Consider the following 13,064-nt stretch of genomic DNA (forward strand, 5'->3'; position numbering starts at 1 on the left):
TTGAACTGCACCAGATGGTTCGCGATGGCGCCGTCGCCGGCACGCTGGCGATCGAGCAGATTCGCGAACACGGGGCCGACAAAGCGCTCGATCGACTGCAGAAGGGTGCGGCAAAGGCAGCGGAGTCGGGCAAGGTCCGCGTAACGAAGAAACACCTCGACGCATCGCCAGACACTCGACAGCCCGTCGCAGCGCCGCCCAATCACCTGCCCGAGAAATCGCCGAGGCCGGAGCAAGCGTCCGCACGATCGAGCGCGCCCGCCAAGATCGGCGAGCAGCAGGCAAAGCAACTTTTGCAAGCATTGCAGGCGGTCCTTCACGATGGCGGCTTCGGCAAGCTTTCGCAAGCTACCATTGCAGCCGTCCACGGAGCGATGATGCCGCTCGCAGCCATGCTCGATACGCCTGCCCGCAAAAAAAGCTGGCCCGTTACCGAACCGAACGAAAACGGGATCTGCGACGCTGCCGACACGCTCGAAGGCCCAGCTCGAACCGACAGGATCAAGGGGCCGCTCGCTTACATCCGCGTCGCGCAACCAGCCCACGGCATCTGGATCTCGTCGATCGAGTACAACACTGGTTCTAGTTTCGCAAGCAGCCCGCTCAAACTGACATCGGCGAGCGACGCCGCATGGACCCGCGTCCAAGCGATTCACGCAGGCGCAGCGCTGCTGATCAAGTCCATCAAATCGCCGGGGCCGGGCGTGACGCGAGCCGAGCAGACCGCGTTTGCGCGGATCCTCGCATGGGCAAACACGATCGCCGACATGCCAGACCCTGACTGGACGAGCGAATTTACCCTCGCCACCGCCAAGGGGCAGCGCCCGGATATCAGCGGCTTGATCACCACCATGCAAGACAAGCGACGCTTGACTGCAGGCCGCGCCTTACTCGACGCTGCGCTTCCCGTAGGCGAAATCAAGCCCGGTCTTGAACCCGATGCCGCATGGCCCTATCCGAAAGGAGCCGCCAATTGAGCCCGCGCCCGGCCCCTTCTACCCCACGTCCGCTGCCGCGCAAGCGGGAACGCGCGACGAATCACCCGGCTATCGCGCTCGTAAGCGTCAACGGGACGTCGAGGCAGGCGGACAGCAGCGGGCCTTCGCCCGCAAAAGCAATCCAGAGAGGGAAGGCGCCGCTCGCGCGGCGCAAACCTATCCAGACGAACAAAGCCTTGGCGGATACCCGCCAAGGCCGGCTCGCGCGGCTCGATGCCCTTCGCATCGAGATCCGCACGCTGATCGCCGAGGTCTCGCACGCGGCCGATGTCGAGCTGCTGGATCTGATGGCCGACGAGATCGGCTCATTCGCCCGCCACAAGGCCGCGCAGGAAGCCCGCACCTGGGCAGCAACCGCCGGCATCACCTTGGAAACGGGATTGATGCAACTCGGCCGCGCGATCCCGGCGGCCGAGAAAACCAATGAAACAACAGTGAGCAACACCGTGACCAAAGGAGGGACGCACGTATGACCGTCGCGATGGAACCGATCTACCTCGACCTCGACGCGCTCTCTGCTGCAATCTCGTTGTCTCCAGCCGTGATCCACAAGCTCGTGCGACAGGCGCAATTCCCGAAGCCACGCTCGATATCGGATCGCCGGGTCGGCTGGCTCACGAGCGAGGTCAAGGAATGGGCTGCGACTCGACCTGCGTCAGAGAACCTGCCGCCACCTAATTGCGGGACTGGCCGGCGCCGGACCGGCGATCCTCGATAGCCAATTCCTCAAGCTTGTCATTGAGCAGTGTCAGCCAGTGCCGACGCTGCTCGTCATACTTGTGCAGGTTGTATACGCCGCCGACTCCAGGCAGCATGTGGCCGATGATCGCCTCTCCCACCTCAAACGGGCAGCCCAGCGCAGCAAGCATCGTCCGAGCCGTGCGTCTCAGATCATGCGGCGCCCAATGCGTAACGGTCAGGCGAGGCCGCTCCATTTCCGGTCTCGTCGTGGCGTAGGGCTGGTGCATCCACACCGTCGACTGAAACACCTTCTGCTCCGTCTGAGCGCCCCTCGTAGACGGGATTAAGTACCCATCCCCGTATCTCGCCCACCGTCGCCGTACGACCTCCTCCGCACGGCCGACCAGCGGCACCCGCAGGTCGGTCGCATTTGCGTGCCTCGCATTTTTCGTCTTGGCCTTCGGAATGGTCCACCAGAGACCATCAGCTTCCTCGCTGATTTCCTTACCGGTCATTGCGCCAATCTCGCCACCGCGCGTTCCAGTCCAGAGATACAGAATCAGCGCGTCATGCACGGTTCGGCTGAAATTCGGTAGCCAGTTGATCAGGCGGCCGGTTTCTGCATTCGCAAGCACTCGCTTCTTTGTACCGGTGGACTCGCCAGATATCCGTTTGCCGGTACTCCGGAGGCGGCCGCGCATGATTTGCCGCCACCAATTGGGCGTAGTCTCTGCCAAGGTGCTCGCGTCCAGGGCGTAGTCCCACGCGGCGCCCAACTCCTGCCGCAGCCGCCGAGCCTGCACCGGAATGTGCGCATACGACTCCAGCAGGGCGAACGCCTGGCCCCGCGTAACCTGCTCGGCGATCCGGTCACCGAACTCGCCGAGCATCGTGTCGAACATCCGTTTCGCCTCTGCAGCGCCCTTGCTCTTTCGATTGCGTTCGACGTGCCCGACGAGGTACGCGCGGCACACCTGCCGCACAGTCAGCGGACCGTCCTGCGTTACCATAACGCCCAGCGCTGGATTAGCCTGCAAACGCTTCGCGAGTGCTGGATCACTCCCTGCCTCGCGGGCCGATCGCAGCTTCTCCCATTCGCCCGCAGCAGCAGCTAACGACAACGCCGGCCACTCGCCGATTTTGGTTTGTCGCATGCGGCCGTCGACGGGCGATTTATATCGATAAGTCCACGAGCGACGCGTGGCCGTTGCCTCCAAGCGAAGGCCCGGACAACCGTCGATCGTTATGTGTGTACCCGGCTGCATTTGCTTTGCAGCGCGTGCGTCGAATCGCATTTTTCCTCGGCGTAGGTTTCTGACACAGCCCACACTCTACCAGCGTAGGTTTTAGTCGGCGAGATCGTAAAAACCTACGCTGAACCGCGATATTTAGCGAGATGTCGCGGCATGTGGAAATGAAGCGAGCACGCAAGCAAATCGGCTGGAAACCCTTGGTGGAAAAGGACGTGCAGGAAATTACGGATACAAAACAGCAGCTTACGGAAGCGTCTTTTAGCGGCCACACGCCCATGATGCAGCAGTACCTGCGCATCAAGAGCGAACATCCGGATACGCTCGTCTTCTACCGGATGGGTGACTTCTACGAGTTGTTCTACGACGACGCCGAAAAAGCCTCGCGTCTTCTCGACCTGACCCTGACGCAGCGCGGCGCCTCGGGCGGCAACCCGATCAAGATGGCCGGCGTGCCGCACCATGCGGTCGAGCAATACCTGGCGAAGCTGGTGAAATTCGGCGAATCGGTGGCGATCTGCGAGCAGATCGGCGACCCCGCCACCTCGAAGGGGCCGGTCGAGCGCAAGGTGGTGCGCGTGGTCACGCCGGGCACGCTGACCGATGCCGCCCTGCTCTCCGACAAGGCCGACGTCTACCTGCTCGCGCTGAGCCTGGGCCACAACAAGCGCGGCGTGCTCACCAACGTGGGCCTGGCCTGGCTCAACCTCGCCAGCGGCGCGCTGCGGCTCGCGGAAATCGCGCCCGACGAACTGGGCGCGGCGCTCGAGCGGATCCGCCCGGCCGAAATCCTCGCCGCCGACGCGGCGATCGAGGCCGTGCCGGCCGGCGCCGGCGCGGTCACGCGCGTGCCGGCCTGGCACTTCGACATCGCCTCGGGCACCCAGCGCCTGTGCAGCCAGCTCGACGTCGCCAGCCTCGAAGGCTTCGGCGCGCACTCGCTGACCAGCGCCTGCGGCTCGGCCGGCGCCCTGCTGCTGTATGCCGCCTCCACGCAAGGCCAGCAGTTGCGCCACGTGCGCAGCCTGAAGGTCGAGACGGAATCCGAATACATCGGCCTCGATCCGGCCACGCGCCGCAACCTCGAACTGACCGAAACCCTGCGCGGCACCGAATCGCCGACGCTCTACTCGCTGCTCGACACCTGCGGCACCACCATGGGCAGCCGCCTGCTGCGCCACTGGCTGCACCATCCGCCGCGCGCCTCGGTGGCCGCGCAGGCACGCCAGCAAGCGATCGGCGCCCTGCTCGAGGCAGCGGGCGAGGCCAGCCTCGACAGCCTGCGCGGCGCGCTGCGCCAGGTCGCCGACGTGGAGCGCATCACCGGGCGCCTGGCCCTGCTGTCGGCGCGCCCGCGCGACCTCTCCAGCCTGCGCGACACCTTCACCTCGCTGCCCGAATTGCGCGCGCGCATCACGCCGATCACCCAGCAAGCGAGCGCGCTCGCGCGCCTGGAAGCCGCGCTGGAGCCGCCGGCCGGCTGCGCCGACCTGCTCACGCGCGCGGTCGCCCCCGAGCCGGCCGCGATGGTGCGCGACGGCGGCGTGATCGCGCGCGGCTACGACGCCGAACTCGACGAGCTGCGCGACATCTCCGAGAACTGCGGCCAGTTCCTGATCGACCTGGAAGCGCGCGAGCGCGCGCGCACCGGCATCGCGAACCTGCGCGTCGAATACAACAAGGTGCATGGCTTCTATATCGAGGTCACGCGTGGCCAGACCGACAAGGTCCCCGACGACTACCGCCGCCGCCAGACCCTCAAGAACGCCGAGCGCTACATCACGCCCGAGCTGAAGACCTTCGAGGACAAGGCGCTGTCGGCGCAGGAACGCGCCCTGTCGCGCGAGCGCGCGCTCTACGACGCGCTGCTGCAGTCGCTGCTGCCGCATATCGAGGAATGCCAGCGCGTGGCCGGAGCGCTGGCCGAGCTGGACCTGCTCTGCGCCTTCGCCGAACGCGCCCGTGCGCTGGACTGGGTAGCGCCGCGCTTCTCCGACGAGATCGGCATCGAGATCGAACAGGGCCGCCACCCGGTGGTCGAGGCGCAGGTCGAGCAGTTCATCGCCAACGACTGCCGGCTCGGCAACGAGCGCAAGCTGCTGCTGATCACCGGCCCGAACATGGGCGGTAAGTCGACCTTCATGCGGCAGACCGCGCTGATCGCGCTGATGGCCTACGTCGGCAGCTACGTGCCGGCCAAGTCGGCCTGCTTCGGCCCGATCGACCGGATCTTCACGCGCATCGGCGCCGCCGACGACCTGGCCGGTGGCCGTTCGACCTTCATGGTCGAGATGACCGAGGCCGCCGCGATCCTCAACGACGCGACGCCGCAAAGCCTGGTGCTGATGGACGAGATCGGCCGCGGCACCTCGACCTTCGACGGCCTCGCGCTGGCCTGGGCGATCGCGCGCCACCTGCTCTCGAACAACGGCTGCTACACGCTGTTCGCCACGCACTACTTCGAGCTGACGCAGTTGCCGGTGGAATTCCCGCATGCGGCCAACGTCCACCTGTCGGCGGTCGAGCACGGCCACGGCATCGTGTTCCTGCACGCCGTCAACGACGGCCCGGCCAACCAGAGCTACGGCCTGCAGGTCGCGCAGCTCGCCGGCGTGCCGCCCGCCGTGATCCGCGCCGCGCGCAAGCATCTCGCGCACCTCGAACAGCAATCCGCCGGCCAGCCGACGCCGCAGCTCGACCTGTTCGCCGCGCCGCCGCCCGTCTACGACGACGAGCCCGATTTCGACGTGCCCGAGGCGCGCGAGCCGGCAGCACCGGCCGCGCCGCATCCGGCGCTCCTGCGCCTGCGCGAGATCGATCCGGACAACCTCAAGCCGCGCGAGGCGCTCGACCTGCTCTACGAACTGCAAACCCTCGCCGCCCGGCAGGCGGACGATGACCTGGCGCACTGATCCACCGCCGCTGGCGAACCCGCGTGGCGCGCCCGCGCCACGTTTCGGCATCGCCGTCGCGATGGCCGCGGCCGCGCTGCTGCTGGCCACGGTGACCACCGCCGCCGCTGCCGCGCCCGCCGCCTCGGCAACGGCGCGCGTGGCCGAGCGCGGCTACGCCTTCGCGGTACTGAGCGGCGCGATCAACAGCCCGGCCGACGAACCGGCCGCGGCACGCCTGCTCGATGCCATCTCGCGCGATCGCTCGGTCGCCTTCGCGATCTACGACGGCAACCTGAAGGGCGCGCGCGAGGCCTGCCGCGACGGCATCTACGACACCCGCATCGCGCTGTTCAAGGCCTCGCGCGTGCCCGTGTTCTACGTACCGGGCCAGGCCGACTGGGCCGCCTGCGCGCTGAAGGAAAACGGCGGCTACGACGCGGTCGAGCGCCTCGACTACCTGCGCCAGACCTTCCTCGCCGATTCCGAATCCTTCGGCCAGACGCCCCTGCCGCTCACGCGCGAAAGCGAGGTGGCACGCTTCAGGCCGTTTCGCGAGAACATCCGCTGGACCCAGGGCGACGTGGTATTCGTGGCGCTCAACGCGCCTTCGCCAAACAATCGCTACCTGACGGCGGGCGGGCGCAATGGCGAATTCGAGGATCGCGCGATCGCCAGCGCGTTCTGGATCGATCACGCCGCCGAAACCGCCAAGCGCCGCAATGCCCGCGCGCTGGTCGTCGTCATCGAAGCCGATCCGCAGTTCGAGCACTACGAGCGCGAGCGCTTCGCCTGGCTGCGTTTCGGGCGCTCGCGCGCGCGCGACGGTTTCCTGGAGTTCAAGCGTGCGCTGGTGAAAGCGGCGCAAACCTTCCGCGGCACGATCCTGGTGATCCACGCCGGCGACGAAGCGCTGCGCGCCGGCTTTCGTATCGACCAGCCGCTGCATGACGAGAAAGGGGATCGGGTGGCGAACCTGACGCGCATCGCGATCGCGCCGCGCGAGCGGCTGGTGCAATGGGTCAGGGTCACGGTGAATCCGGCCGGACGGCCGATGTTCGGAGTGGGATTGCAGGAGGTGCCGAGCAACCTGCCGGTGCCGCCCGCCCTGCCAGCCGCGTCGCATGACGACACGCCCTTGCCGCAGATGCCGGAGATCCCGGCCTTGCCGGAATTGCCCGATCCGGCCTCGAGCGGCTTGCCGCCGCAACCGGCCTCGACGGGCAATCCGACCATCCTGCCGCCGGCGTCCGCGCCTGGCGGCCAGCCCGCCTCGATGCCCGACGGCGGCTACTGAGCGAAGCCGGCGGCCGCCGGCAGCAATCAAGCCGCCGGCGCAAAAGCAAAACGGCCGGCGAATGCCGGCCGTTCTTCCATCGATCAGTGCAGCGTGCGACCCTGGGTCGGCTCCTCGCCGTCCTCGTCGTCCTCATCCTCGTCGACGATCTCGAGCCCTTCGGCGCCATGCGCGTGCTCGTGCTCGATCTCGTCCTCGGTGGCGGCGCGCACGTCCTTGACGGTCAGCGCGAAACGCAGCGCCATGCCGGCCAGCGGATGATTGCCGTCGAGCACGACCTTGTCCTCGGCGATGTCGGTGACCGTGTAGATCAGCGAATCGACTTCCTCGTCGCCGTCTTCCGGCGTGCCCTCGAACTGCATGCCGACTTCGAGCGGCTCGGGGAAACGGTCGCGCGGCTCGATCTTCACCAGCTCGGGATCGTAATCGCCGAACGCGTCCTGCGGCTCGAGCTGGATCTGCGCTTCGTAACCCGTTTCCTGACCGTCGAGCTGTTCCTCGATCTTGGGGAACGTGCCATCATAGCCGCCGTGCAGATAGATCATCGGCTCGTCGCTTTCCTCGATCAGATTGCCTTCCGTATCCGACAGCTTGTAAGTCACCGAGACGACGGTGTTTTTTGCGATTTTCATCCAAATCTCCCAATTTCCAGCCGCATTATACGATGTCCCAACGGTCCGAAGCCGAACCGGCAAACCGCGCGCGAGCCCCGATCCAGAACGAATCCGGCGCCCCCCATCCCGACACGCCCACCCCGCTGCTCGGCCAGTTGACGCCGTCGCAATTCATGCGCCGCCACTGGCAGAAAAAGCCGCTGCTGATCCGCCAGGCGATTCCCGATATCGTGCCGCCGCTGTCGCGCGACGCGCTGTTCGAACTGGCCGCCGACTACGATACGGAATCGCGTCTGATCACGCATTTTCGTAACAGATGGCAACTGGAACAGGGGCCCTTCGAGGACGGCGCGCTGCCGTCGGTGAGCAAGCGCGAATGGACCCTGCTGGTGCAAGGCGTGGACCTGCACGACGATGCCGCGCGCGCCCTGCTCGAGCGCTTTCGCTTCATCCCCGACGCGCGCCTGGACGACCTGATGATCTCGTACGCAACCGATGGTGGCGGCGTCGGCCCGCACTTCGATTCGTACGACGTATTCCTGCTGCAGGTGCATGGCAAGCGCCGCTGGCGCATCGGCGCGCAGAAGGACCTGACGCTGCGCGAGGATCTGCCGCTGAAGGTGCTCGAGAATTTCGAGCCGACCGAGGAATGGGTGCTGGAGCCGGGCGACATGCTCTACCTGCCGCCGCACATCGCGCACGACGGCATCGCCGAGGGCGAATGCATGACCTGCTCGATCGGTTTTCGCGCGCCGTCGGCGGGCGAACTGACCGGGCAGTTCCTCTACTATCTCGCCGAGCGTGGTGCGCTGCGGCAGAGCCCGCGCGCGGGCGAGCTGTATCGCGATCCGAAGCAGCCCGCCGTGACGCGTCCCGCCGAGCTGCCCGAGGCCCTGGTCGAACGCGTGGCGACCATCCTGAACGGCATCCGCTGGAGCCCGCGCGACATCGAGGCCTTCCTCGGCAGCTACCTGAGCGAACCGAAATCGAACGTGGTGTTCGACGCCCCGGACGATCCCCTCGACGAGGACGATTTCGTCGCGCAGGCAAGCCTTTGCGGGATTCGTCTCGACAGGAAAGCGGCATTGATGTATAACGCGCGATCGTACTTCATCAATGGCGAAGAAAATCCGCTCTCGGGCAGCTCGAAATGGCTGCCGGAACTGGCCGATCGACGCTATCTGGGGGCGAAACGCTTTGTAACACACTCCCGACACCCCCTCATGACAGCTTTGCTTCACGAGTGGTATTGTGCGGGCTGGATCAGGCTGGGGTGAGCTGCAGTCGGCTTATCCTGGCAGGACGCTCATACAGGCCAAACTTGTATGGGAAAGACAACGTATTGACCCCGCATTTGTCGACGGTCGATAGGAAAGTGCATATAATTTCCGCCCAAGCCGTAGGGAAGATTCACGCTCTGGCAGTGCATCTCCACAGCGGCCCAGGTCGGTGTTGGAGCACATTACCGGTATTGTTTCGCGCTGTTGCTTACCTTTAACCATAAAAGGACGTGATCATGAAGAAATCCCTCCTCGTAGCTTCCCTGTTGGCCGCCGTTGCACTCGCTGCTTGCAACAAGAGCTCGGACCAAGCTGCTTCGTCGGCTGCTAGCGACGCATCGGCAGCCGCTTCGGCTGCTTCGTCGGCTGCTACGGCTGCTTCGGACGCTGCATCGAGCACGGCTGCTGCTGCGAGCGACGCTGCATCGGCTGCTGCCGCTCCGGCTTCGGACGCTGGCGCATCGGCCGCTGCTCCGGCTTCGGGCGCGAGCCAGTAAGCTGGGATCAGCTCACGCTGATACGAAAAACCGGCCCTGGGGCCGGTTTTTTTTCGCCTGCGTTTTCTTCGTCGCGTTCTTCCTCGATATACAGGCCTGGATACGCAGGCAGGGACGAGTCGACCAGATTGCGCCTAACCCAGGCTCAGCCAGTCGAAGCCGTCGTCCTGCGAAGCCACCCCCACCTCCTCCCGCGCGCAGCCCAGCACCGCCGCCAGGGCGGCCCGCGCCAATTCGGGCTGGTTGTTCTCCTGGCTCAGATGCGCGGCCACCACGTGCCGCAGGCGGGCCCGGTCGAGCGAGGCCAGGATGTCGGCCGCCGCGGCATTGCTGAGATGCCCGAGAGCGCCGCCGATACGCGCCTTCAGCGAGGCCGGATAACGGCCCTTGGCCAGCATCTCGGCATCGTGGTTCGCCTCCAGCACCAGCGCGTCGCAGCCGCTCAGCACGCCGCACAGATGCGGCGTCGACATGCCCGCATCGGTCAGCACGCCGAGCCGCGCGGCGCCATCGGAAAACACGAATTGCAGCGGTTCCCGCGCATCGTGCGGGACCGTGTAGGGAAGGATCTGGAGATCGCCGATCGGCGTGGTTTCGTCGCCCCACAGCACGTGCAGGTCGACCGCGGCGCTGTCGGCGCCGACCGCCTTCGCGGTGCCCCAGCTCATGAACAACGGGATGCCGAAGCGCCGGGCGACCGTCAGCGCGCTGCCGATATGGTCGCTGTGCTCGTGGGTGATGAGGATCGCATCGAGCTCGCCGGAGCCGAGCCCGACGCGCGTGAGGCGCCGGTCGAGTTCCTTCGCGGAGAAACCGCAGTCGAGCAGCACGCGCGTGGTCGTGGTGCCCGACGAGGCCTCGACGACCAGCGCATTGCCCTCGCTGCCGCTGCCGAGGCTCGTGAAGCGCACGGCCTCAGTTCAGCTGCGTGTGCAGCAGCGTGATGATGCGCTGCGCATCGGTCGAGGTGTCGGCCTGGCCGTTCGCGTCGACCACCGCGACCTGGGTCTTCGCATCGCCGTTGGCGCGCACGCTGACGAAGAATTCCTTGCCCGGCTTGGCGGCCGTCGCGCCGCCGTAGAACAGCTTGCCGAACAGGCCTTCGCGCTTGAGCTCCTCCGAGGAATTCGCGTAGCGCACCGTGTAGACGCCCTTCTGGCGATCGCGGTTGTCGACCGCGAAGTTGGTGCGGTCGAGCGCGAGGCCCACGCGCAGCCAGGCGCGATCGAAGGATTCCGACAGATCCAGGGTGGGAGCGCCGGAACTCTTGTCGATCACCGTGGCCGCCGCGCTGGCGGGCCGCGCGTCGGTCAGCAGTTGCTTGGCCTGCGCTTCGGTCAGGCCGAACTTCTCCATCAGCTTGGCCAGGAACACGGCCTCCAGCACCGGGTTGCGCGGACGCTCGACCCAGCGCGAGGAATCCCCGCCCTGCGGGCCCGTCAGCACTTCCTCCATCGCGCTGTGCGTGATGGAAATGTCGGTCGCGCCGTCGGCGCCGCGCGTGACGAGCGTGCGGAAGCTGTCGCGCGTGCCCGACGAGTAGGCGAAGTCGATCACGCGGCCGATGGTGTTGCGGAACCAGTCGTCGGGGATGTTGGCGCGGTTCTCGGCCCAGTCGGTGGTCAGGATGCCGGTGGTCGGCGCGTCGGTCTTCAGCGCGAAGCCGTTGTCGCTCCAGAAGTCCTTCAGTTGCGGCCAGAGCTGCTCGGGCGTGCGGCCGTCGACCACCAGCCAGCGGCGGTCGCCGTCGCGCTCGACGTGCATGCCGTAGGGATCCTGCGCGCTCGGCTGGCCTTCGGTCGCATTGCCGGCCGGCGTGACCGCGCGCTGCGGCGCCGAGCCCAGGCCCGCGCTGGTCGGCGGCGCGATGTACGAGGGATTGACCGGCACCGAGGTCAGGTCCTTGGGCACCGCCAGCGGCGGCGCCGAGCCGGTCGACTTGTAGTTGACCCGGTCCGGTGCGAGATAGTCGTTCAGCGTGTCGCAACCGGCCAGCGCGCCGAGCGCGAGCGCCACCACGGACGCCTGGAGTGCGCGGGAGGAAAAGGCGAAATGTTTCATGAAATCCTTCGTCTTGCTAAACGCGGGTCACGCGCGATACCGGCGGGCCGGGTGAAATCGGGATGGGTCGGAAAGCACGAACGGCCGCGAGCGCGGCCGTTCGTGTCGGTCAAGCGATGCCGGCTTCGCGCAGCGCGCAGCGCACGACATCGTGATAGCGCTCGTCGAGCGCCGTCAGCGGCAGGCGAATGCCGCCGCGAATCTTGCCCATTTCCTGCAGCGCCCACTTCACCGGAATCGGGTTCGCCTCGGCGAACAGGTGCTTGTGCAGCGACAGCAGCTTCATGTGGATCTCGCGCGCCGTCTTGGCGTCGCCGGCGATCGCCGCGCGGCACAGCTCGCTCATCGCGCGCGGCGCGACGTTGGCGGTCACCGAGATATTGCCGTGGCCGCCCAGCAGCATCAGCGCGATCGCGGTGGGATCGTCGCCGCTGTAGATGCCGAAGCCTTGCGGCGCGGCCTTGATCAGCTGCGCGGCGCGATCGATGTTGCCGGTCGCGTCCTTCACGCCGACGATGCCCGGCACCTGCGCGCAGCGCAGGATGGTCTCGTTGGCCATGTCCGCGACGGTGCGGCCCGGCACGTTGTAGAGGATCACCGGCAGCTCGACCGCCTCGGCGATCGCGAGGAAGTGGCGGTAGATGCCTTCCTGGGTCGGCTTGTTGTAATACGGCACGACCTGCAGGGTGGCATCGGCGCCGACCGATTTGGCCTGGCGCGTCAGCTCGATCGCCTCGGCCGTGGAATTGCCGCCCGCGCCCGCGATGATCGGGATGCGCTTGGCCGCGTGCTCGACCGCCGTCTTGATCGTGAGCACGTGCTCGTCGACCGACAAGGTGGCCGATTCGCCGCTGGTGCCGACCACCACGAGCGCATCCGTCCCTTCTTCGATATGCCAGTCGACCAGCTTGCGGAAGGCCGGCAGATCGAGGCTGCCGTCTTCGAGCATCGGGGTCACGATCGCGGGCATGCTGCCGCTGAATTGAATACCGTCTTGAGTGCCGTTAGCCATGAAACGCAATGAAAGTAAACCCAATAAACGTCGATTGTAGCGGATTACCCGGTCAGTCCGTAACGCGGGAATCCCTCCCCCTGCTCGCGCACCGCGCAGATTCTCTGCACGAAGGCGGGCCGTGTGCCGTCGACGAAACCGTCCTCGAACGCGATCACGCGCAACTCGCCGCGCACGGCGTCGAGCAATTCGCCCGGCGTCAGCAGGAATGCGGGATTGGACGGTTTGCCGAGCGTTTCGTTGCCGCGCGCGAAGGTTTCGTAGAGCAGCACGCCGCCCGGCGCGACCGAGGCGACCAGCCTCGGCAGCAACGGGCGATGCAGATAATGCGTGACGACCACCGCCGCGAAGCGCGCGCTGTCGGCCAGCGGCCAGGGCGCGCCTTCGATGTCGGCGGCGCGTGCCTCGACGCCCGCCAGCGCGCCGAGCGCGGCCAGCGCCTCGGGATCGCGATCGAGCGCGAGCACCGGGTGCCCGCGCGAG

General features: G+C 66.6%; 11 protein-coding genes and 1 pseudogene. 6 read left to right on the forward strand and 6 right to left on the reverse strand.

The window, feature by feature from the left end; translation table 11 throughout:
• The 3 genes and pseudogenes from F3J18_RS31130 to F3J18_RS31140 form a co-directional block, all read left to right on the forward strand.
• A pseudogene (locus F3J18_RS31130) lies at nucleotides 1-977 on the forward strand (pyridoxal phosphate biosynthetic protein PdxJ); the annotation flags it as partial.
• Nucleotides 978-1,174: 197 nt separating this feature from the next.
• Nucleotides 1,175-1,471 (forward strand): hypothetical protein, encoded by a 297-nt coding sequence (locus F3J18_RS38335; protein WP_233635304.1) that lies wholly within the window; start codon nucleotides 1,175-1,177, stop codon nucleotides 1,469-1,471.
• 8 nt (nucleotides 1,472-1,479) lie between these two features.
• Entirely contained in the window at nucleotides 1,480-1,716 is a 237-nt protein-coding gene (locus F3J18_RS31140) for an AlpA family phage regulatory protein (RefSeq protein WP_084152504.1), read from the forward strand.
• Here F3J18_RS31140 and F3J18_RS31145 read toward each other — a convergent pair.
• On the reverse strand, nucleotides 1,673-2,974 hold the full coding sequence (locus tag F3J18_RS31145; protein WP_166915954.1) for an integrase family protein: 1,302 nt from the start codon (nucleotides 2,972-2,974) through the stop codon (nucleotides 1,673-1,675). The two genes, F3J18_RS31140 and F3J18_RS31145, sit on opposite strands and share 44 nt — an antisense overlap.
• 233 nt (nucleotides 2,975-3,207) lie before the next feature.
• Between F3J18_RS31145 and mutS the strand changes: the two genes are divergently transcribed.
• Together mutS and F3J18_RS31155 are read left to right on the forward strand one after the other, a co-directional pair.
• Nucleotides 3,208-5,841 (forward strand): DNA mismatch repair protein MutS, encoded by a 2,634-nt coding sequence (gene mutS / locus F3J18_RS31150; RefSeq protein WP_240156464.1) that lies wholly within the window; start codon nucleotides 3,208-3,210, stop codon nucleotides 5,839-5,841.
• On the forward strand, nucleotides 5,825-7,117 hold the full coding sequence (locus F3J18_RS31155; protein WP_166915958.1) for a hypothetical protein: 1,293 nt from the start codon (nucleotides 5,825-5,827) through the stop codon (nucleotides 7,115-7,117). Before mutS ends, F3J18_RS31155 begins: the two co-directional genes overlap by 17 nt.
• Before the next feature lie 83 nt (nucleotides 7,118-7,200).
• Here F3J18_RS31155 and F3J18_RS31160 read toward each other — a convergent pair whose 3' ends face one another.
• Entirely contained in the window at nucleotides 7,201-7,749 is a 549-nt protein-coding gene (locus F3J18_RS31160) for a peptidylprolyl isomerase (RefSeq protein ID WP_013698701.1), read from the reverse strand.
• Between the two features lie 32 nt (nucleotides 7,750-7,781).
• Here F3J18_RS31160 and F3J18_RS31165 point away from each other — a divergent pair, with 32 nt between their 5' ends.
• The gene (locus F3J18_RS31165; protein WP_025099051.1) at nucleotides 7,782-9,008 is read left to right on the forward strand and encodes a cupin domain-containing protein; all 1,227 of its coding nucleotides are present in this window, start codon (nucleotides 7,782-7,784) and stop codon (nucleotides 9,006-9,008) included.
• A gap of 634 nt (nucleotides 9,009-9,642) precedes the next feature.
• Here F3J18_RS31165 and F3J18_RS31175 read toward each other — a convergent pair.
• From F3J18_RS31175 to F3J18_RS31190, 4 genes are all read right to left on the reverse strand, one after another.
• Complete coding sequence (locus F3J18_RS31175; protein WP_025099052.1) at nucleotides 9,643-10,419, reverse strand: MBL fold metallo-hydrolase; 777 nt, start codon at nucleotides 10,417-10,419, stop codon at nucleotides 9,643-9,645.
• A gap of 4 nt (nucleotides 10,420-10,423) precedes the next feature.
• A complete protein-coding gene (bamC, locus tag F3J18_RS31180; RefSeq protein ID WP_025099053.1) occupies nucleotides 10,424-11,569 on the reverse strand; it encodes an outer membrane protein assembly factor BamC in 1,146 nt (381 codons plus the stop codon).
• Nucleotides 11,570-11,678: 109 nt separating this feature from the next.
• Entirely contained in the window at nucleotides 11,679-12,581 is a 903-nt protein-coding gene (gene dapA, locus F3J18_RS31185; RefSeq protein ID WP_166915962.1) for a 4-hydroxy-tetrahydrodipicolinate synthase, read from the reverse strand.
• Between the two features lie 44 nt (nucleotides 12,582-12,625).
• Nucleotides 12,626-13,064: SAM-dependent methyltransferase (locus F3J18_RS31190; protein WP_166915964.1), on the reverse strand; the 439-nt coding region annotated here is incomplete at its 5' end.

Source organism: Burkholderia sp. Ax-1720, from assembly GCF_011753035.1.
Classification (GTDB): Bacteria; Pseudomonadota; Gammaproteobacteria; order Burkholderiales; family Burkholderiaceae; genus Burkholderia; species Burkholderia gladioli.

Bases quoted from the DNA above. Each gene is read 5' to 3' on its own strand.
- F3J18_RS31160 (WP_013698701.1), bottom strand. From the start codon at position 7,749: ATGAAAATCGCAAAAAACACCGTCGTCTCGGTGACTTACAAGCTGTCG.
- F3J18_RS31165 (WP_025099051.1), top strand. From the start codon at position 7,782: ATGTCCCAACGGTCCGAAGCCGAACCGGCAAACCGCGCGCGAGCCCCG.
- F3J18_RS31140 (WP_084152504.1), top strand. From the start codon at position 1,480: ATGGAACCGATCTACCTCGACCTCGACGCGCTCTCTGCTGCAATCTCG.
- F3J18_RS31155 (WP_166915958.1), top strand. From the start codon at position 5,825: ATGACCTGGCGCACTGATCCACCGCCGCTGGCGAACCCGCGTGGCGCG.
- dapA (WP_166915962.1), bottom strand. From the start codon at position 12,581: ATGGCTAACGGCACTCAAGACGGTATTCAATTCAGCGGCAGCATGCCC.
- bamC (WP_025099053.1), bottom strand. From the start codon at position 11,569: ATGAAACATTTCGCCTTTTCCTCCCGCGCACTCCAGGCGTCCGTGGTG.
- F3J18_RS31145 (WP_166915954.1), bottom strand. From the start codon at position 2,974: ATGCGATTCGACGCACGCGCTGCAAAGCAAATGCAGCCGGGTACACAC.
- mutS (WP_240156464.1), top strand. From the start codon at position 3,208: ATGATGCAGCAGTACCTGCGCATCAAGAGCGAACATCCGGATACGCTC.